The 20,971-nt window shown below is 46.2% G+C and carries 12 protein-coding genes and 2 pseudogenes; 5 read left to right on the forward strand and 9 right to left on the reverse strand.

All coding sequences use genetic code 11. The features are described 5' to 3' along the window. The first annotated feature begins 259 nt into the window (after positions 1-259). The gene (locus tag QGP82_RS08250) at positions 260-2,647 is read left to right on the forward strand and encodes a hypothetical protein (protein ID WP_499058312.1); all 2,388 of its coding nucleotides are present in this window, start codon (positions 260-262) and stop codon (positions 2,645-2,647) included. Positions 2,648-2,925: 278 nt separating this feature from the next. Then, on the forward strand, positions 2,926-3,213 hold the full coding sequence (locus QGP82_RS08255; RefSeq protein ID WP_499058314.1) for a hypothetical protein: 288 nt from the start codon (positions 2,926-2,928) through the stop codon (positions 3,211-3,213). Between the two features lie 96 nt (positions 3,214-3,309). On the opposite strand, the pseudogene QGP82_RS08260 reads toward QGP82_RS08255, so the two are convergent. Further along, positions 3,310-3,540, reverse strand: a pseudogene (locus QGP82_RS08260) (AMP-binding protein); the annotation flags it as partial. 804 nt (positions 3,541-4,344) lie between these two features. Here QGP82_RS08260 and QGP82_RS08265 point away from each other — a divergent pair. Continuing rightward, positions 4,345-4,587: a hypothetical protein gene (locus QGP82_RS08265; RefSeq protein ID WP_499058316.1), complete on the forward strand. Its 243-nt coding sequence runs from the start codon at positions 4,345-4,347 to the stop codon at positions 4,585-4,587. A 137-nt stretch (positions 4,588-4,724) separates the two neighbouring features. Here QGP82_RS08265 and QGP82_RS08270 read toward each other — a convergent pair. The 7 genes and pseudogenes from QGP82_RS08270 to QGP82_RS08300 all read right to left on the reverse strand — a co-directional run. Next, positions 4,725-5,021: pseudogene (locus tag QGP82_RS08270) on the reverse strand (hypothetical protein); the annotation flags it as partial. Positions 5,022-5,248: 227 nt separating this feature from the next. Beyond that, the gene (locus tag QGP82_RS08275; RefSeq protein ID WP_499058318.1) at positions 5,249-5,428 is read right to left on the reverse strand and encodes a DUF4278 domain-containing protein; all 180 of its coding nucleotides are present in this window, start codon (positions 5,426-5,428) and stop codon (positions 5,249-5,251) included. Between the two features lie 602 nt (positions 5,429-6,030). Continuing rightward, on the reverse strand, positions 6,031-6,987 hold the full coding sequence (locus QGP82_RS08280; RefSeq protein WP_499058320.1) for a class I SAM-dependent methyltransferase: 957 nt from the start codon (positions 6,985-6,987) through the stop codon (positions 6,031-6,033). 284 nt (positions 6,988-7,271) lie between these two features. Beyond that, positions 7,272-7,403 carry a hypothetical protein gene (locus QGP82_RS08285; RefSeq protein WP_499058322.1) on the reverse strand — a complete coding sequence of 44 codons (132 nt, stop codon included), beginning with the start codon at positions 7,401-7,403 and terminating at the stop codon, positions 7,272-7,274. A 110-nt stretch (positions 7,404-7,513) separates the two neighbouring features. Then, entirely contained in the window at positions 7,514-10,762 is a 3,249-nt protein-coding gene (locus QGP82_RS08290) for an ATP-binding protein (RefSeq protein ID WP_499058324.1), read from the reverse strand. A 68-nt stretch (positions 10,763-10,830) separates the two neighbouring features. Then, positions 10,831-11,544 (reverse strand): peptidylprolyl isomerase, encoded by a 714-nt coding sequence (locus QGP82_RS08295; RefSeq protein WP_499058326.1) that lies wholly within the window; start codon positions 11,542-11,544, stop codon positions 10,831-10,833. A gap of 108 nt (positions 11,545-11,652) precedes the next feature. Next, positions 11,653-11,877, reverse strand: a complete 225-nt coding sequence (locus QGP82_RS08300; RefSeq protein ID WP_499058328.1) for a hypothetical protein — start codon at positions 11,875-11,877, stop codon at positions 11,653-11,655. A gap of 164 nt (positions 11,878-12,041) precedes the next feature. Here QGP82_RS08300 and QGP82_RS08305 point away from each other — a divergent pair, with 164 nt between their 5' ends. Then, positions 12,042-17,705 (forward strand): AAA family ATPase, encoded by a 5,664-nt coding sequence (locus tag QGP82_RS08305; protein ID WP_499058330.1) that lies wholly within the window; start codon positions 12,042-12,044, stop codon positions 17,703-17,705. 216 nt (positions 17,706-17,921) lie between these two features. Further along, positions 17,922-19,220 carry a response regulator gene (locus QGP82_RS08310; protein ID WP_499058333.1) on the forward strand — a complete coding sequence of 433 codons (1,299 nt, stop codon included), beginning with the start codon at positions 17,922-17,924 and terminating at the stop codon, positions 19,218-19,220. A gap of 196 nt (positions 19,221-19,416) precedes the next feature. Here the strand turns inward: QGP82_RS08310 and QGP82_RS08315 are convergent, their stop codons facing one another. Beyond that, entirely contained in the window at positions 19,417-20,820 is a 1,404-nt protein-coding gene (locus QGP82_RS08315; RefSeq protein WP_499058335.1) for a sensor histidine kinase, read from the reverse strand. Positions 20,821-20,971: the final 151 nt, after the last annotated feature.

A 20,971-nucleotide genomic window follows, 5' to 3' on the forward strand; every position in this document is an offset into this window, starting at 1 on the left:
AAACAAATTGGTGCGTTACGCGAAGTATCGCTAACACACCCTACCCGTATCTGAAGATGGCTAAATAACTCGAATTGTTGATCCCTTATTTTGCAGGCCACCCATGATAAGTATGCAAAGTTAGATAAACCATTAACAGATACGGAAGTATTGGATTGGGTATAGATATTTCTTAAAAGGAGATCGATTCTATAATAAGTGGTTCTTAGGGACCCATTATCGTCTGGAACAATATCTGTTATTTACTGAGGATGGCTAAATGATCCTAAATCCTGTAGCAACCACCATTCTCCGACGCCACTTACGCAGGTTGCCGTTATCTCAGCGCATATCACAGTATCAATACCTGATGACGGTGAGTTGGCTCCAGACCGCTCTAGAGCAGATTAAACCAGAGGTGTTACCAGAAGAACCTCTCCCCGAGAACGTAGAGATACAAGATACCATTCAACCCCTGCCACCCTACTATCGTCAATACCGCTGTACCCAAGGCGATCCCCTCACCTGTCAAGAACATATTAGCCAGCCTGGCGAACCCACTAGCCTCATCTGTACTCAATGTTACTTTCCTGCATGGCTCGCCCCAAAACAACACCTTATCGGCAAACGAGGTGAATATGAAATTATTAAACCTCTGGGTCGCCGAGGCATTAGCCGCCTTTACGAGGGCATTAACCTAGACACCGAAGATCCCATTATTATTCAAGAATTTCTTCTACCCTCACGATATTTTAATCAGGAAGAACAACGAAACTACCAAGAACAGTTCCTTGGCCTTGCTGGCATTACCCTGGCCGATGGGCGCTCCCAAGATATTAGAATTGTTGACCCTTTTGATACCATTGTCGATCAATCTGGAGATCGATGCTACTTAATCACCCTTGGCTTCAATCGTACCGCCACCCTAAATGAGTACTGCGCTCGCCATGGTCCCTTTAACGATTCCATGGTACGAGACCTGCTGAACCAGGCTCTCCAAACCCTTATCTTTTTACACCAACAACGATTCGCCGTACCTACTGGTCAGGCTCAACAGGGCGTCATTCACGGTAATCTAAATCTCAATAGTTTGCTATGGGCTGCCAATACAAATGACAGTCCTCCCCAGGGATTTGTCTATCTTACCGACTTTCATATCTGGACCAATCTGTTTGACCCGGCCAGCCTCGAACGGGGTGATTTAGGTGCCCAGGATGAACTGAGTACTCAAGATGATTTACAATCCCTTGGGAAAGTAGCATTTTGGATACTACATGGCACTACCGTAGATGATCATGGTTATCTCCTTAATCCTCGACTTAATCGCCACTGGCCCAAGGCTATCGATAAAGAGTTAAAACAGTTTATTTGTCAGTTAATTGGCATTGAGTCCAGTTTTGAGAGTGCTGAGATAGCCCGTAATGAATTACTCAAACTCCCACCCAAGCCAGCCATTAATCAGATTGAGAAACGAGCAGCAGAAATATTGCCTACTCAAAAGCCATGGTACCGGCGAGTTATGCCCTGGCCCTTGCTCAGCTTTCTAGCATTAACTGCCCTAGGTGGTCTAGTTTGGTGGTTCTTATGGCGATCTCAACGCGCACAGGTTGCACAACGTGTCCCCTCTCCCTGTTGCCTCAAAGATGTGGACGGTATTCCCTCAGGTGAGTATACCTATGCCATCCCAGATTCGGCCTATTGGCAACCACTGTTTCAACCCACACCAAATAGTCAGGACCGCACCACCATCATTGATAACACATCAGGGCTGTTAGACCAGATCACCCAACAACAATCTAAGCTCTTTTTTAAGAGATATCATCCCAAAAATGACGATGAGACCAATCTTGCAAATACATCGATAGATGATGCAATTACAGCAGTTCGAACGGATCAAGCTGACTTTGCTATCGTACCCATGCTCGCAAAATTACCTATTGATGTAACGGCTACCATCATCGCCTACGATAGCCTGGTACCCATTGTGGCATTTAGCTACTCTAAAAGAGATGACAGCTTACCAACAGCCCTGCGAGGCAAGATGACCATAGCCGAGCTAGAGAAATTATATACTAACGAAATCAATAATTGGGACAAGCTAAGTCCTGTAAACTTAGCTGTCAAACGTTATTGGCCCGACGATAAGACCAATCAAGAGATTTTTCAGCAGCTGTTTGTTGCTGATAGAGAAAATGGACCAGAGGCTAACGCATTAATTAACAAAAGCCAGTCTGCCGCCGAAACTCTGCCAATGCTGCCAATGTTCCGTCGCATTTTGCAGGATTTCGAAAGCAATGACACCGGCAGTATCGCGATCGCTCCCCTAAGCCAGGTCTTTGGTCAGTGTGCCGTATATCCTCTTGCTTTTGAGAAAAACCGTCAGGCTACAGCACCACTGATATTTGATACAGGGGCAGTTGTCACGCCGGAAAGTGATTTGTGCGATCGCAAAGGCAGTTATTTTCCCCATGAACATGTCATTCGAGAACGCACCTATCCCTTGGCCTATCCCCTGGCCATTGTTTATCCTCTAGACAACACCCGATCAGCAATCGGAAAAAGTCTGACAAAGCTCTTATTAACTCAGGAAAGCCAAACATACCTAACAGCCTCAGGCATGGTATCCGTTTATCCACAACAAAAGTCAATCACCTCGACCTTTAGATAGTCGTCCCTGAAAAACCTCAAAGCAGGCTCCGACTGGAAACTAATTTTTTGGATTCTTGAGAAAGAAACGGACTAACTTTCGTAAATTAAACCCACACGCCTGCCTGCCTGACATAAATGCCTATAACCTAGCATACATAAGGGTCAGCCAGAAAATGGGCAAAGCGCATGCAAAGCTGAAAATACCAAACCATCAGCTTGAGATGCATGTCACCCTCGACCCAACTGTATGATTTACTAAAAATACTCTTTTCATATCGGGCATTAAGCTTGAGATGCATGTCACCCTCGACCCAACTGTATGATCAATTGTTCACCTTCTTACGTCAACACAGCTGTTATAAAGACTTTCGGCATTTGAAAACGTTGGCTTGGATGGTCAGTGCGCTCATCTGTAGTGGCCAACTTAACCCCGCCGCTTGGGAGCCGTATGTCCCCAGTCGGACAACTCAGGCTCAAAGCTTTGAACGTCGATGGTCTCGCTTTTTCATGAATCGAGTCATCGATATCAAGGGATTGTATCTACCTCTGGTTTTGTTAGCACTCACTCACTGGCAGTCTCATTAACTGTATCTGGCGTTGGATACGACAGTGCTGTGGAATCGCTATTGTATGATTCACCTGTCGGTGGTCTGTTGTGGACGAGCGGTACCGCTTTTATGGCAGGTCTTGGTTACGTCGGGGGGGATAGGCTGGGACTGCCACCACACCTGCATATAGACAGCCCATAAACGCGGCAATAAACTCTAACCCAGATGGGTAAAGTAACAGAGCACGATCCCCCACATTCACCCGCTGCCCCAGATAGGCTGCAATATTTTGAGCTTGTTGATCTAACTCCTGGTAGGTAAGTGTGCCGGATTCTACTTCACCGTCTTGTAACAAACATAAAGCCAACGGAGCAAGACGCCGGTTTCCATTAGTTCGACTTCGAGAGAAGTCATGAGCATAACTCTGCAGTAACTGAAATCTCACAAAGCTTGCGTTTCCATTAGTTCGACTTCGAGAGAAGTCATGAGCTTGGTTTACGCCATGTGCGCGTAACCCGAGTTAAGTTTCCATTAATTCGACTTCGAGAGAAGTCATGAGGAAAATCACTCCCCGAACTGGTGGATTTTAAACTGTAAAGCTTCCATTAGTTCGACTTCGAGAGAAGTCATGAGGGCCGGGTCCTAGAACCCTTACTCTGAGAGCATTATAGACCCCACTTTTCGTAGGGGGCAAGCTCATTCCCAAATACTTAAGAATCATTTGCAATTACCACCTGTGGAAAACGTCTAAAGCTCTTATGTGCCAATGCATTCGTGGGGTTCAACCAAAAAATAAGGGTTTCAGCGATCGCCTGACCCCCACGAATCGTCAAGCAAAGTAACTCAAACCCTATAAAATCGATCAGAAATCTGCCCTAACCATTTCAGAACGCCCAAAATACCAATTTCCCTACCCCCTTGACTAGGCAGATCCTCAATGTATACCCTATGCCTAAGGTCCTCACCGACCCCACTACAGAGCACATAATTTAGCGCCACCGGCTGGTGCTGGTAACACCAAACCGGCGGCTTCACCCCCACGTTGCGGCGACAACCTGGGAGCGCAGGTTTATGGTACCTGTTGCCACCCCGGATTGCATATACACACGGGGTGGCTACTTTATGCGCTCTGGTTTCCTACCCGTTATCCATATGGAGATCAGAGCCCATGTTTATCGACCCAACCCAGGGTGCAGGTGCGCCAACCGATCCGCCTGCCGATGGCCTACCCGAGCATCAGTACGAGGATGTACGACTGATGCTGCTTGGCCCTTTAAACGCTGTGCAAAATACCATTGCTACCCTATTCAAACTCAACTATGCCGAACCCAACGACTGGAGCCGTCCTCTGGCAACCGGTCGACCCAATGAGGTGATGGCTATTTTGACCCGTCGAGTACGAGTAGATTAGGAGTAGGGGAGCATGGGGGCAGGGGAGCCGCAATATGCCGATCTCCCTTTCTCCCTATCCCACTTTCCACAAAAAAGCCCCTACCTTGTCGGCAGAGGCTTGGAGTGTGTGTAGGAGAGTTTAATCTGTTAGCGGATTACGGACTTAGTACGAGCATCCAGGGCATCTAGCCGAGTTTCCTGGATGTTGTCGATAGCTTTAGTTCGAGCATCCAATGCTTCCAAACGAGCCGCTTGGATATCTTCAATGGCCTTAGTCTGGTTGTTGAGGTGCTCAAGGCGCAGCTTGTGAACGGAATTCTTAGTGCGGCGGTCGAGGGCTTCGAGGCGGGCTTCTTGGATATTGAAGTTAGCAGGCTCAACGGCGGAGGCAACGGGTGTAATGGCAGCTGTCGCAACGAGAACGGTTAAGGTGGAAAGCAGTGTGCGTTTCATGGTTAAAGCTCCTTTAGGAATCGGTGATTGACTTCATTGATTACAAGAATGCTGGGGTTAGCTGAACGCTATCTGACCGATAACTGAAGGTTGCTTAAGGGGTTTCTGAGATTGGCTGAGTAAACTAAGTGACCAGCATCACAGGTTGCTCAAAGCCCAATAAAAAAGCCTCTGACACTGCTGTCAGAGGCCGTTCACTGTGCTGTATCGAACGTTGGAATTTGGTCTTAGGCGCTGTAGCGAATGCCGCGATAGGTGAGGCTACGAGCAGCAGACTGAGCAGGCATGGCCTTGGGGGCTCTCATTTTGAAGGTGCGACCCATAAAGGACAGCTCAGTATTGGTTTCGATGGTTTCGATAGTCTGGGCAGAGGGAGTGTAGGATGCACCAAGATGAGTGAGTTTCATAGATAAAGTCCTTATAGGTGTGTGAGTGTGTCGGTGGGTGTTGGAACTCCGAGGGGGTGGATGAACGTTGTTTTGTTTGTTCTGAGTAGGGAAACAGCGGGCTGCCTATCAATTCCGATGGACGTTTTGTGATCGTTGTTACAGGTGAATGTGCGATCGCTCACTTTCGAGCCATCCCTTTTCTGCCTACGCGATACTACAGCCTCGCTTCAAATAAGAAGCCCTCCACGGACACTAAGGTTCACGGAGGGCTTCGGGTTAGATATAGAGGGTGCCTAAAATTAGGAAAGTAATACAGGGTTCTGTCTACTTACCTAACTCTTAGACGATATAAGGTTCGAGATAGGACGTTATGCAATAGTTTGTCTGTGAATCCACTGTACGCCGGGCAGTGGCACACTAACCCCTTTGCAGGATAAGCCCACTGTCTGCTTACACAACCATCAAGTTTCCTTGGTTTGTGTCTGCTATCACTGTGGAGTGGACTGATTGGGTATTGACTAAAGGATTCAGAGGTTCTCTGATGCTATGGCCCAGTGAGGTGTGTGGAATTTAATTGATTTTGCTTGCTAAGCTACTTGAAATCTTATTTGATAGCCCTTTTATTTTGTAGCAATGATGATTCTATGGCGAGGATTACAAGCCTTAGTGATTACAGCATTAAACCCGATCTGCTTCAAAGCAGTTTCTATATCAAAGGTATAGTAGTCGTCACTCCAGGGTTCGGTACTCTTCATAAGGGTTGACAAAATGGGATTCAAATTCTGAATATGGGGAGACTTAGGATCGATGTCCACCAGGGCTATGCTGCCTCCCTTACGCAATAGACGAAAGGCTTCCTGGCAAATTTTCTGGGTTGCCTTGCGAGGCAGTTCGTGGATAACGTACTGTAGCGATACTAAATCAAAAGAGGCATTAGGTAAGCCTGTTTCCTCTGCCTGAGCATGACGCCATTCGGCAATTTCATTGTTGGTATCGCGATATTTTGCTACAGACAACATATAAGGGGAGAGATCTAAACCGACAGTGCGAACTGCGTGGTTTTGGCGTTGGGTGTAGTGCTGATGGAGATATTGAGTGGAAATGCCGATCGAACAACCCACATCAAGGAGATTTTTGACATCATTTGGGCCATATTGATCGAGAACTTGATGAATATTAGTGCGTAGCTTTGCCTGGGCTGCCTCCCAACTCAAAGCTGGCCAAATTCGTAATGGCATGGCGTAGGTAGCTGGTTCCGTTTCAAACGCTGCAATCCAACATAAGTTTCCTTTGGCATAAGCGTGAAAAGGGGCCTGATAATAGTCAGGATAGGTAACAGTAGGATTGTTCAACTGAGATAACCATTTTTTTACATCAGAGGTTACCAATGTCTGAACTGTCTCACGCCATGGAATTCCTTTTCTCTCTGCCTTTTTAATCAATACTTGTCGGGCTTGCTGTTTCATTAAGGCATATAATGGCTTGGTACTGATTAACAGATTAACAAAATGAGATAGCCAAGTATCTCCAGCCCAGGCAGGAGTCTGCTTTTGAAAGGAGATAGTCTTATTAGTCATAGTCTTACTAATCATGGTGTTTGGCTTCTAGGATATTGTGTGTAGGTTTTGTTGTGATGATCTAACTATGGCAAAAAAAATCGGCGAAAAAAATTCCGTTTTGTTCAGGTTTATTTAGGAGAAGGTTCAGGTTTATTCAGGTGTCATGAAAATAAGTGCTCGAAATTAGTTGAATGGGGTGAATAGCTCACATCTAATCAATGGGTATCAAAAACTTCAGGAGCAGGAGCAAAAATCTGCCAGCATAACTAAAGAGAAAATTTTTACTGCCGCTCGGCAAGAGATTACTCGGGCAAGGGAGCAGTATTCTCATGTTGGGACGTTTGAATTTCTATGGGTGGTGAGATCGCGCTACTAATGGCAGCTGAAGGATTACTGGGTGATTGTGCTGTGGCAAATCCAGCACTACCATTCAACGTCGAACTCTTAATTCCGCTATTAAGTTGGACCAACTTTATGTGTAACTTACGGCGCGGTAAGAGTATAAGTTGCCGCATCCAAATCCTGAACTTGTTTCTTAACAGCCCTAAGTCTCTAGTAAGCTAATAATCTCATCAAACTGATAATTCTCAACTAAGGCATTGAAGCGAGCAACAATAGCATTTCCCCTTTTATTTAAAGCACCATTGGACGTCACTGATATCTCACTAAGTAGCTGTTTTACCCGTTTACCCTTAAGGGAGCTAGCTGCCTGTTTTAGCTCGCTCACCCACTCAGTAGGCATAGCTTTTAGCGCTGCTGCTAGCTCATCAGTGGTAACAGGTTCAGGCGTTGTAGCGTTAGTCAAATTAGAGGGAACACTGACCGAGTCATAGACAAACTCAGCTCCCAAATGTTCACTAATCTTTTTCCAAATACTCTCTTCTTGAAACGGCTTGAGCACAAAGTCATCAAACCCAGCCTGACGCATTAATTCCTGCTTACCTTCGAATACGCTGGCTGTCAGGGCAATAATTATCGGAGATTTTGAGTTTTGAGTTTTGAGTTTTGAATTATCTCTCTCGACTTCCTCTGCCTCTGCTTTTTCTGCCTCTTCTCGAATCCAACGAGTCGCTTCATAGCCATCCATCTCAGGCATTCTCAAATCCATCCAGATCAAGTGGGGCTGCCACTCTTTCCAGGTTTCTATCGCCTCTTGCCCATTACTTGCCTTTCGGACCGAAAGGCCAACCGGTCTGAGCAAATCTAACATGACCAAACAATTATCCGGTTCATCATCCACAATCAACATGCGATAGTCAGGTTGATCTGGCACTAAACCGACCACCTTCTCGGTGTAACGTTGCACCGGGAAAGACTCACTGTCAGCAATCTCAATTGGCAAAGACACCTGAAAACAGGTGCCTAAACCAACGGTACTGCTGGCCGTTATCTTTCCTCCCATGAGATTGACAAATTTATCTGTAATCGATAGCCCTAAGCCACTGCCCTGCTTAATCTTATGTCCTGCAGTAGTTTGTTCAAAGGGAACGAATAACTGTTCTAAATCCTCCTTAGGAATACCAGGCCCCGAGTCTTCTATATCTAAGTGCAAAGTAGGCTGTTGAGCACTATCCACACTAGCCTTTAAGGTCACGGTTCCTTTTTCAGTAAATTTCACCGCATTGCCGACTAAGTTAATCAAGATTTGCCGTAGCTTCCCTTCATCAACATAGATATGCTGGGGTAGACTAGCATCAGGTTCTATGCGAAACTGCAACCCTTTTTCTTGCACTTTGAGACAAAACATCCCTTGAATGTCTCTGAGAGTTTCATGCAAATCACAATATTTAGCATTGAGCACAATTTGCCCTGCCTCAATTTTGGACATTTCCAAAATATTGTTGATCAAGGACAGTAAATGCTCACCGCTGCGGTTGATAATAGTTAGACGCTGCTGCTGCTCAGGCTTAAAGGATGTGTCTTTGCCAAGAATTTGGGTGAAGCCAATAATGCTATTGAGAGGGGTGCGGAGTTCATGACTCATATTGGCCAAAAATTCTGATTTGGCTCGGTTTGCACTTTCTGCTTTTTCCTTAGCCTGTTGAAGTTCTACTTGAGTGGCTCTAAGAGTTTGCAACGTTGCCCTCAGTTCTTGGTTACTTTTTGCTAATGTTTGCTGGCTTTGGGCAAGGGATTCAGTACGTTTGGCTACCTTTTGTTCCAATACCTGGTTTGCCTGGGCCAACGCTTCTTCGGCCTGTTTGCGAGCACTGATATCACGCACCATGATCAGCACCTCATCATCTCCTAACCCTGAGATACGCACCTCTTCATCCTGGATCTGACCATCCAAAATCATGCGGTGTTCGTAGACTTGCAGTTCTCCTGTTTGTAATGCCTGCTGAATATGATGCATTCTTTTTTTAGCCAAATCAGATGGTAATGATTCATCCACCGTGTTACCAGGCAAAAATTTGGTTACACCATAAACCCGTTGCAAGCGATTGTAACTAACAATTTCTAAATAGGTGCCATCTCTCTTTGCATGGATAAGCAGATCAGGAATGGCTTCAACAATGGCACGATTAGTGGTTTCACTCTGCTGCAGTGCCTCAAAAGAATCCTTGAGCTGACTGGCCATTTTATTAAAGGCTCCGGCCAGGGTATCAATATCGGCAATGGGGCTGGGGACTATTTGCTGCTCTAAATCTCCTTGAGCTAGTTTTTCTGAGGCTTGGGCCATGGCCATTACTGGGGCCGTAATCCATCGGGCAGTGGCAATGCCAGAGAGGATAGCGACGGCCAGTGCGATCGCACACAAAACCAACGTATTACGAGTATTTGTATCAATCTGGGCCGTAAAGTCTGCCTTGGGAATCACCACCACCATCAGCCAGTCCAGCCCACGGCCATCTTGAATTGGAGTGACCTGTAAAAATTGCCGCTGGCCATCTAGCTTAAACGTAAACCGCTGACTGGTTGTAATGTGTTCAAAACTGTCAAACCGCTGCAATAAATCTTCGGTAGCGGCATGAATTAAGGGATGGCGGCTCTTTATTGCCGCCAGTCGTTCCTCTTGTCGATTTACCTTTAGAAACGGAGGTTCTGGTACCGAACTGGCAACAATATTCCCTGAACGTTCAACAATAAAGACCTGGCCATTGTCACTGACATTCAGCTGTCGTAAAAAGTCGCTGATGTTAGATAGTGTCAAATCCACCGCCAGCACCCCTAACAGCTGGTCCGCCACTACGGGTACAGCATGGGTAATCCCCAAACGGGGAGGATTCGCAAATACGTAAATTGGGGACCATGTAGACTGCCCAGCCGCCACGGCTGCTTGATACCAGGGGCGTGTTCTTGGATCAAACCCATCCTGATTGAGTAACGTTTTGCGATCGCCCTGCTGATCTAATTGATAAATCTCTCGGTTAGGAACTGTGCGCTGATCTTTGATTCTTAAGGTGGTGAGAACCTGATTTTCACGCCATATACCGACAAACTCTCCATCAGGATTACCAAAATAAACATAGGGAACGGCTTCAGAGATTTGGATCTGCTCCCAAAAGTAGCGGGCCATAGCATCGTAGTCGGTCAAATCAAAATACCCCGCCTCAATTGCCGCCACATTGAGTTGTAAAAACTGGTGAGGAGTATCAGCAAAGGTTTTGACATGGGTTTCCACCCCTGTAGTCACCTCATCACTGATCTGCTTGACCAGATCATCCACTGACTTCTGAGCATTACGAAATGCTAACCAGCTCGTCAATCCGACTGCTGCCATAATTTGCACAACAAACGACACCACCAGGGCCTGACGAAGACTGAGCTTAGCGTTTTGAAAATGGCGCATGAATCTAGAGACAATAACGCTTATCTAGTCCATTGGATTTCGTTTAAGGATAGTGCGACTCGCATGATTTAGGTCATACCTTTCATCTGTGCTGCCAACCAGGCGTCAAAGCATTCATCCAGTAAACGCTGTTTCAAGCCATCGTTTAATTCGGCAGACACCCGCTCTTCCAGCCGCAAGATAACAAACCATTCGCCAATGGGAATGGGAAACCATAGCTGACCTACTTGACTCACTGACAACAGTCGCGCAATAGCACGATGCGGCTGCATCAGAGACACAGGCCCCACTAAACCACCCACTTCAGCTGATGACCCTTTGGAGTAGGTTTTTGCTAGGTTAGCAAAGGTATCTTCGTTTTTCTGAATGCGAAAATAGATGTCTTGGGCCAGACTACTATCGCGAGTACGAATGAGCGAATAGATCACCTGGTCAAAATCATGTTTACGTTTGGCATACAAAGACCCTAGCTGATGCGCCCATTTATCCTCTTTAAATCGTTGGACTTTAAACTGGCGAATGGCTAAGGCTTCTAATTCGTCTGGCACCAGCCCTCGTTGACGACAAAATGCCTGCTGGTCTTCTACTGAAAATAAGTTATATCGCATGTCAAACTGCTGACAGGCAATTCTAATATCGTCAGGTGTGAGTTGAATGGATGCGATCGCTTGATCAATGACCAGATCTCGCTGTAATTGCGGCAGCAGTTGGTAGCGTTTGAGTAACGGTACCAAATCCATCGTACTAAGGGCTTGGGCATCAAATTGCAAGGTTGTATTCATGGCAGTGCCTCCTGAGAAAATGCCATGGACAAGGTCCAATATCGCGGAAAGCTACAGCAAAAAAAATACCGAAAAGTTCAGGTTTATTCAGGTTTAAATTCAGGTTTTTCAAAACGCTTTAGCTAATAGGACAATCTCATAGCGATCAGATAGAAATTCGCTATAGTCTGCCAAGTCATCTAACCCAGCCGCTCCTAAAAGAACTTCGCCTAATGCCCACAGGGTCAAACCAGTCATAAGTTGCTTCCATTTCCATGAACCAGAACGGCCATGGGCAGAGCGAGTCAAGTTCTGAGTTCTTAATGACGACGTTATCGGGATAATAGTCTGCATCACTTAAGCCCCTTACCGCATAGCCAATCGTTTGAGATGACTCAAGTATTGCGGTGATAGCAAGCAGAAAAAATCCCGAAAAGTTCAGGTGTTTGACCAGAAAAGGTTAGGAAAATTCAGTATGATTTTAGCTATCCCTCAAAATGTGACGGAGATTGGCTCAGTTGCTTCAATCATCTCAATATCACATTCAAAATAAGATTTACGAAAGTACACAGTCCCTGGTGTATCGAGGAACTGTGCTGTCGGAGGGAAACGGTTTGACCCAGGGACAGACTGTCATTATCAAACAGCTTAAAAACAATTATCCGTCCTCAAAGGCTTTAGCACGTTTCCGCCAGGAATATAGCATCTTGCAACATCTTGCCTTTCCTGGGGAGGCCAACTTTGGGACAAACCTGTCCCCTTCCACAGAACACGAAACATCAGCTGGCAATGAATATATTGTTCAAGCCTATGGATTAGAATCCCATGAAAAAACTCTTGTTATTGTTCTAGAGGACTTTGGCGGTAAGTCCCTCAAAAATCTGCTTCATGGTGGGACCATGGCCATAAACCAGTTTCTCACCATTGCCATCAAAATCACCCAGGCATTAGGATACATTCACAGAGCCAATGTGATCCATAAGGACATTAATCCCTCTAACATTGTTTTCAATGAGATCTCACAAGAGTTAAAGCTGATCGATTTTGGTCTCGCCACCCAGGTACCCCAAACCAGTGTCCGGTTAGAAAGTCCAAATGTATTAGAAGGCACCCTGGCCTATATTTCCCCTGAACAAACGGGTCGGATGAACCGGCTATTGGACTATCGCACAGACTTTTATTCTCTGGGGGTGACCTTCTACGAACTGTTAACTCAAACCGTACCGTTTTATGCCGACGATCCCTTAGAAGTCCTCCATCAACATTTAGCTCAATCCCCACCCTGTTTACAAGAAAAACGACCGGATATACCCACGGTTATTTCAGACATTGTTCTAAAGCTGCTGAGTAAAACAGCTGAAGAGCGTTACCAAAGTGCCCAGGGTATTCAGGCAGACTTGCAGCGGTGTTTACACCAGTTAGAAACCGAGGGAACTATAGAACAGTTTAGCCTGGCCAGTCAGGATTATCCCCACCAGCTCAAAATTCCCCAAAGACTCTATGGTCGTGCAGCTGAAATTAACCAGTTGCTCGAAATCTTTAACCAGGTAGCCACGGCAGAAAAGACCGAGTTGTTGTTGGTCACGGGTCATTCAGGCATTGGGAAATCGGTCCTGGTTCAGGAAGTTTATAAACCTATTACTGAGAAGAAGGGATATTTTATCTCCGGTAAGTTTAACCAGGTGCAGCGAAATATCCCCTACGCGGCTGTAGTGGATGCATTTAGCAACCTGATACGGTTATTACTGACTGAGGATCAAGAGCGGCTGAAATCTTGGAAACTAAAACTGCTGCAGGCCTTGGGCAACAGTGGTCAGGTGATTGTGGATGTGATTCCAGATTTAGAGTTGGTCATTGGCCCTCAGCCCGTTGTCCCTAAGCTGGGGGCAACAGAAACCCGCAATCGCTTTAATTTAGTTTTCCAACGCTTTGTTCAAGTCTTTAGCGATCCCACCCACCCCCTGGTAATTTTTCTGGATGACTTACAGTGGGCTGATGCGGCAAGCCTCCAGCTGATCCAACTGATTTTGACCAATCCTAAAATGAAGTCCCATCTGTTTATTGGGGCCTATCGGGATAATGAAGTCAGTCCCACACATCCCTGGATGATGGTGCTCAAGGCCTTGAAGGAGGAAGGTGTTAACCCTCGCCACCTGGCTCTCCACCCCCTGACCCACCAGCATATCCAGTCCCTGTTATCGGATACATTCCGCTGCGATCTGACAGCTGTTGATATCCTTGCCCAGCTAATCACCCAAAAAACCAACGGTAATCCCTTTTTTGTAAACGAGTTTCTCAAAACCCTTGCTGCCGAAAACCTGGTTTACTTTGATAGGCAACAGTGTCATTGGCAATGGGATATTCAACAGGTTCAAGCTCAAGACATTACCGACAATGTCGTAGAGCTAATGTTGGTCAAGCTGAAAAAGCTACCTCAAGCCACTCAGCAGCTGCTCTGTCTAGCCGCTTGTGTAGGGACCCAATTTGACCTGAAAACCTTGGCTGTTCTTGAGCGCAAACCAGATACAGATATTGCCCCAGACCTGATGGTGGCTGTCCAGGCCGGACTGATTTTAACCACATCACAAACAGATGCCAATTTACTGATTCAAGAATACCGATTTTTACATGATCGGGTGCAGCAGGCTGCCTATGACACCATGAGCGACAGCCAGCGGCAACAGCAACACCTGTCCATTGGCCAACTGCTATGGCATACGGTTCCAGCAGGAGACTGGAGTGATACCCTGTTTGATGTTGCTGATCACCTCAACATTGGCCGCAGACACAATACCGATACAGGCTTTCCATTGAAGCTGGCTGAACTCAATTTAAAAGCGGCTCAAAAGTCCAAAGATGCTACTGCCTACGACGCTGCCCACACCTATCTTGATGTGGGGCTAGATTGTTTACCAGACAATTGCTGGAATAATCACTATTCTTTGACTCTGGCGCTGCATCAAGCCCAGGCAGAAGTGGAGTACCTTCTGGGTAATTTTGACATCTCCCGTCAACTGTTGGAAATTGTTTTAACCCAAGCTCAAACGGTCATGGACCGAGCTGAGGCATATAACCTACTGGTAATTCAGTCCACCCTTAAAACTGAGTATGCCCAGGCACTGGATTACGGTCGGCAGGCACTACAGCTGTTTAACATTGACTTTCCCCAAGAGAATTTTTCAGCAGCCTTTACTCAAAGCTGCAACCATCTTCAGGCCCGTTTGGACGATCGTCCCCTGGCGTCACTGCTAGAGCTGCCTGAAATTGTTGATCCTGAGCAACAGCTCGCGGTTAAAATCCTTTCTAATATTGGGTCAGCAGCCTATCGTTATAACCAGGCTGCCTGGCAAATCGTCGTTGTTCTGTCCATTAACCTGTTTTTAGACCATGGCAATGTAGCTGAGTCGTGCTATGGCTATTCCAACTATGGCACGCTGCTGGGCTCAGTCTTAGGTAACTATGAAGCCAGCTATGAGTCCTGCTTAGTATCTCTCAGACTGAGTGAACGATATAACAATTTAACTCAGAAATCGCGGGCCTGCTTTATTTTGAGTAACTTTGTGCACTCATGGGTCAAACCTGTCAAAGAGGCCGACGACATCAACCAAACCGGGGCACAGGTAGGTTTAGAATCCGGTGAACTGCAATATGTGGGCTACACCATCAGCTATCGCATTTCCAATTTGTTCTTTCAGGGCAAAAACCTGGAAGCCTTAATGGTGGATTTGCAAGATGCCCTAGCGTTCTGTCGCCAGGTCAAGAATCAGTGGGCTATCGATGCGCTACGGGGATATGAGTTAGTTCTCCAGCAGTTATTAACTCCTTTGGCAGAGGCCCCAGCTGAAGTCTCTGCGGAGGACGACCTGGCTCAGTTACCCGCAGCAGTGGAAACATCCTATATTCAAGCCTGTACAGACCACAAAAGTTTTAGTGGCCTCTGCCGCTACTACATTCTCAAAGCCATTATGGGCTATATGGACAGGGAGTTTGAGCTAGCCCTGGACTATGCCCGACAAGCCAGGGAACTGCAAAGTTATATTCTGGGGGTGATTTCCAATGCTGAACTCAACCTGTACACCTCCCTTATTCTGATCCAACTTTATCCAGAGGCGACCCCCCAACAGCAAAGGGAGTATCTGGAAGAAATTTCAAGTCTGCAGCAAGAACTTAAAGGCTGGGCCAACACCTGTCCTGAAAACTTCTTGCATAAGGTTTGGCTGGTAAACGCAGAACTCGCTCGCCTTGACGAGCGACCATGGGAAGCGTTTGGGGGGTACGATCAGGCAATTACAGAGGCAGCAACCCAAGGATTTATCCAGGATGAAGCCTTAGCAAATGAGTTGGCAGGTCGGTTTTGGTTATCACAAAACAAGCGAGATTTTGCCCAAACCTATTTGCAAAAGGCCAGCTATACCTATCAACTTTGGGGAGCCCATGCCAAAGTGAAACAGCTGAAGCGGCACTACCCAAATCTGTTGGCGATCACCAGCCATTCCCCCAGAGGGTACATTTTTGATTCCCAGTCTACGGCAGTGCAGTTTAGTCTCGCGTCGGGGACTGAAACCGTTGATTTCCAGTCTTTGATGAAGGCGTCCCAGGCCATTGCCCAGGAGATTGTCCAGGAGAAGTTGCTGGGGCAGCTGATGAAAGTGGTGATGGAAAATGCCGGGGCCCAAACCGGCCATCTCATTCTTGAAAATCAGGGCCAGTACAGGATTGAAGCAACTGGAGCAGTCAATAAACCGATTCGGGTGTTGATGGGGTTACCCATTCAGGGGCATATTCCCACTGGGCTGTTTAACTATGTGGTGCGGACTCAGAAGAGTGTGGTGTTAACCAATGCGATCGCACCCGACGCCACGGATCAATTTGCCGACTTCGCCCAAGATCCCTACATTCAGCAACACCAGCTCAAGTCTGTACTCTGTACTCCCCTGGTACACCAAAGCAAGCTAGTCGGCGTTCTATATTTAGAAAACAACCTGGTAGAAGGAGCCTTTACCCGCGATCGTTTGCAGATCTTGGGTCTCCTTTCCACCCAAATAGCCATCTCATTAGAAAACTCACAGCTTTATACCACCCTGGAGCAAAAGGTAGCAGAACGCACGGTTGAACTGAAGTTGGCCAGGGATGAAGCCGAAATGGCTAGCAAAGCTAAAGGCAAGTTTCTCGCCAACATGAGCCATGAGCTACGCACCCCCCTCAACTCCATTATTGGCTTTAGCCAAATTATGGCTAAGGCTACAGACCTGGCAGAGACCCATCAAAAGCGTCTCAATTTGATTCGCCATAGTGGGGAACACCTGCTGCACTTAATCAATGACATTTTGGAACTCTCTAAATTGGAGGCTGGTAAGCACCCCCTAAAGGAGAGTCTATTTGAGATTATCCAATTAACAGAAACCATTCAGGCCCTCTTTCAACTACGGGTGGAACAGAAAGGATTGAGATTTTTCATCGAGACTGATCCAGATGTCTCACCTCAGTTTGTCGGTGATGAGAAAAAGATTCGTCAGGTGCTATTAAATCTCTTGAGTAATGCGCTCAAATTTACGAACCAGGGACACATCGGTGTGCGGGTGCGGCCTTGCTCTGAGGCTGAGCAGCCATGCTTAGAATTTAGTGTGGAAGATACCGGCGAAGGCATTGCCGTCGATGAACTACCTAAATTATTTGTCCCCTTTGAACAAACTGACAGTGGCACTAAATCCAAAACTGGCACTGGTTTAGGTCTCTCTATCAGTCAACAGTTTGTCAAACTCATGGGGGGAGAGTTTCAGGTTACAAGTCAACTGGGAGAAGGCACAGTATTTTCCTTCACGGTTCAAAGCCAAAGTACCGTTGAGGCACTAAAACCATCGGCACCAGCAGCCATATTAGAACCTGCTATCCAAGTAATAAATCGTGAAGTTGAACCCGACGTTTCAGATTTAGGGGAGCTAGCAAAAGGAGCAAACACCCCAATCACATCTAGTACCATTGCCCAAGCCCTGACCACGATGCCTGCAAACTGGTTAACTGAACTCAAACAAGCCTCACAGCGGCTCAATGGTCGTCAGGTGATGAAACTCCTGAACCAGATGCCAGCATCTGAAGTAGCGGTGGCTAACCATTTGAAGCAACTCGCCGAAAATTATGACTACAGTCAACTAACTGCCCTTTTGTCAGGTCATCCAGCCTAGGGCTTGTCAAAAAATAAGCTTATGGTTTTACTCAACGACTCAGATAATGCGGCTCAGATAATATTTATAACCCTATCCACAATGAATCTGAAGGGTTTGCTACACTCACGACAGTTTAAGCTTTCTCAACCACTGCAATGACAGTGGTTGAGAAAGCTGATTTTCTACGGTCAACTTACTCTTCTGAACGTAGGCCAGATTTAATAAGCGTTATCCATGAGCGACACTGACAGTATTCTAGAATTTGCTGAAACTCTTATCCACAAAAAGACAGACACGTTCTGTAGTGAGCTACAACGCCAAATTTTGATTGCCGCTCTCCAGGGAGAACGCAAAACCTATGACCAGATTGCTGAAGAATGTGGATACTCAGCTAAATATGTCAAGCAAGATGTTGCGCCTAAACTTTGGCAGCTGATTTCTCAATCATTGGATCAAAAAGTTACAAAAGCTAATGTGCGCGGGCTCCTAGAACAGGCGATGCGCAGTGCTGCCCCTGTTCCTAAACCGGTTACGGCACTAATTGCCGCTGATGCAGCAGCAGCGGCTGTACTACCGGTCACACCAGCCACTACAGCGCCAACCGCTGTACCATCGGTTAAACCTTTATCAGGTTCTACCATTTTGCTGGTGGACGATCAGCCTAAAAACCTGAGGCTGCTATCTGATTTGCTCGAAGAGCAGGGCTATGAAGTCCAGCAGGCCATCAATGGCACTGTGGCGCTGCAAGCCGTTTCTCTAGAACAGCCAGATTTGATCTTACTGGACATTCATATGCCCGATATGGATGGGTACACCGTCTGTCAGCAGATCAAGGCGAATCCAACCACCCAGGAGATCCCTATCATTTTTGTCAGTGCCCTGGATGAAGCGTGGGACAAAGTCAAAGCATTTTCGGCAGGGGGGAGTGACTATATTTCTAAGCCCTTCAAGGTGGTGGAAGTGCTGGCCAGGGTAGAAAATCAGCTCAAGGTACAACAGCTGCAACGTCAGCTCAAGGCACAAAATGCTCAGCTGCAGCAGGCGATTCAAGAACTACAGCGCCTAGCTGCCCTGGATGAATTGACCCAGGTGGCCAGTCGTCGTCGATTTGATGCCTATTTGCTGCAGTGTTGGCAGCAGGCGGTACAATCCCAAACGTCTTTAAGTTTGATGCTGGCCCAGGTAGATAATTTTAATTTTTATGGGGAAGGGGGAAACCCGACAGCGGGCGATCAGTGTCTGACTCAAGTGGCCCAGGTGCTGAAGCAAACAATCCAGGGTTCTAATGATTTGGTTGGTCGCTATGGCACGTTAGTCTTTGCCATCGTTTTACCGAATACAACAACAGCAGAGAAAATGGCCCAGAAGTTGTTGCAAGCTGTTGAGAAAATTGATCAAACCCTGAGTATTGGGCTAATTACAGCGCAGCCGATAGCGGATATGGGACTGGAGGCGTTTTTAGAGGGATGCGATCGCGCTCTGCAACAGGCCAAACAAAGCGGCGGCAATGGCATCAACATAGTGTCGTTGTAACCCTTTAACGCTCAGGCCGATATTATTTCTCACTGGGGGGCAGTACTCAGGTTTGTGTTACGGAAAGCGCGATTGCTGGTTAATCGATAGATGCCGTAGCCATGCTCTAGCGTATCAAGTCCCAAACCACGATCAACAGAGTGCTCACAAAAGCCAACAACACTTTTATCATCATTCCAGTTTAAAGCCTTAGTTTTTAACGCATTGTCATCTCAGTTATCTTGTTGAACTGATAATTTTCGGCTAGTTCTCTCAAGTGGTGCGCAAGGGCTGCTTTCTCTTCTGATACTTGCTGAATCAACTGCATCACCTGTTTCCCCTTTAATTGGCTCGCTGCATAATGTAGCTCTTTTAACCATTGGGGCGGCATATCATTTAGCATTTCATCCAATGATGCTGCAGTTGATGGCGATAATGACTCAATTTTGTTTATATTATTCTCTTTGATTTGAATTTGACGCTCTTGACCATCAAGCTTGGATAAATGCTCAATAGCAGAGGCTACAGACAGCTCTGCAGGTATCTCCACAGACATCATCTCATCAGAATATTGGTAAACAGGTATATGGAGTTCAAACTTAGAGCCGACTCCAACTCGGCTATTGACTGTCAATTGACCACCCATCAATTGAATAAATTGCCGACTGATGGATAACCCTAACCCAGTTCCTTGATGGATATTACGACCTACTGAAGTTTGTTCAAAGGGGGTAAAGATGACTTCGAGATCACTCTCAGCAATCCCAGGCCCAGAGTCTTCTACTTCACAGTACAACGTACATGGAGTTCTAGACGATGTTTCCCCTTGTTGCTCAGCTGCCAATGCTTCAAAACTAACCCTAAGACACACCTGACCACGCTCTGTGAATTTAATGGCATTATCTAATAAATTGATTAAAACTTGTTTTAATTTTCCGGCGTCCGTTTCAACATACTGAGGTAGTTCAGGAGAGTAATTGAGGATCAGCTCTAAGCCTTTGGCATCTGCTTTGAGCTTAAACATAGCCTGCATAGCCTGCAAAAGTGTATGCAAATTGATGATGCTTGGATTAACAATGGTTTTACCTGCTTCCAGCTTAGACATATCTAAAATGTCATTGATCAAAGTCAGCAGATGCTCTCCACTTCGATTGATGATAGTCAGTTGTTCTCGTTGTTGAGAACTCAGGGACGGGGTATTTTCTAACAGTTGGCTAAATCCCAAAATCGCATTTAAGGGTGTGCGTAACTCATGGCTCATCCTAGCCAAAAACCTACTTTTAGATTGGTTTGCCAACTCAGCAGTCACCTTAGCAATACGTAGTTGATGCGTAATATAGTCCGAGTGTTCCAGAGTAGTGTCAAGCAGAATCTCTAAATCTATTTTTTCACGCTCAAGCTCGCTGATTATTTTTTGCAGTTGAGTAAGAGGATTATGCTCAGACTGTTGATCTTCGGACGTAACAGTAGGTTCTTTAGAAAGATTTGACTGAGGTGCTCCCAATGTCAACAAGTACGATTGAATAACTGTGGATGAATCCAGACCAGACTGCTCGCAATAGGCTACTAAATTTTTTAGTGCCTGCTCGCTAAGTTCTACAGTTAGATGTTTTGTATCCATGGGCAAACCTGAGCATAGGTCCGATCAAGTTCTAACTATTCTTGCACATATAGCTGGTATCTAGAAGTTTGTATCATATGCCACCAGGTATTTAGAAAATACTGGTAAAAAGTGAGCCTAAGGATCCATTTTTGCTTAGAAACTCAATTAA

The sequence above is a fragment of the Leptothoe sp. LEGE 181152 genome, from assembly GCF_032906605.1.
GTDB lineage: Bacteria > Cyanobacteriota > Cyanobacteriia > Phormidesmidales > Phormidesmidaceae > Leptothoe > Leptothoe turfae.

What these genes read in the sequence shown, in the direction of transcription:
- QGP82_RS08250 (WP_499058312.1), top strand. Translation starts at nt 260, where the DNA reads ATGATCCTAAATCCTGTAGCAACCACCATTCTCCGACGCCACTTACGC.
- QGP82_RS08255 (WP_499058314.1), top strand. Translation starts at nt 2,926, where the DNA reads ATGTCACCCTCGACCCAACTGTATGATCAATTGTTCACCTTCTTACGT.
- QGP82_RS08265 (WP_499058316.1), top strand. Translation starts at nt 4,345, where the DNA reads ATGTTTATCGACCCAACCCAGGGTGCAGGTGCGCCAACCGATCCGCCT.
- QGP82_RS08275 (WP_499058318.1), bottom strand. Translation starts at nt 5,428, where the DNA reads ATGAAACTCACTCATCTTGGTGCATCCTACACTCCCTCTGCCCAGACT.
- QGP82_RS08280 (WP_499058320.1), bottom strand. Translation starts at nt 6,987, where the DNA reads ATGACTAATAAGACTATCTCCTTTCAAAAGCAGACTCCTGCCTGGGCT.
- QGP82_RS08290 (WP_499058324.1), bottom strand. Translation starts at nt 10,762, where the DNA reads ATGCGCCATTTTCAAAACGCTAAGCTCAGTCTTCGTCAGGCCCTGGTG.
- QGP82_RS08295 (WP_499058326.1), bottom strand. Translation starts at nt 11,544, where the DNA reads ATGAATACAACCTTGCAATTTGATGCCCAAGCCCTTAGTACGATGGAT.
- QGP82_RS08300 (WP_499058328.1), bottom strand. Translation starts at nt 11,877, where the DNA reads ATGCAGACTATTATCCCGATAACGTCGTCATTAAGAACTCAGAACTTG.
- QGP82_RS08310 (WP_499058333.1), top strand. Translation starts at nt 17,922, where the DNA reads ATGAGCGACACTGACAGTATTCTAGAATTTGCTGAAACTCTTATCCAC.
- QGP82_RS08315 (WP_499058335.1), bottom strand. Translation starts at nt 20,820, where the DNA reads ATGGATACAAAACATCTAACTGTAGAACTTAGCGAGCAGGCACTAAAA.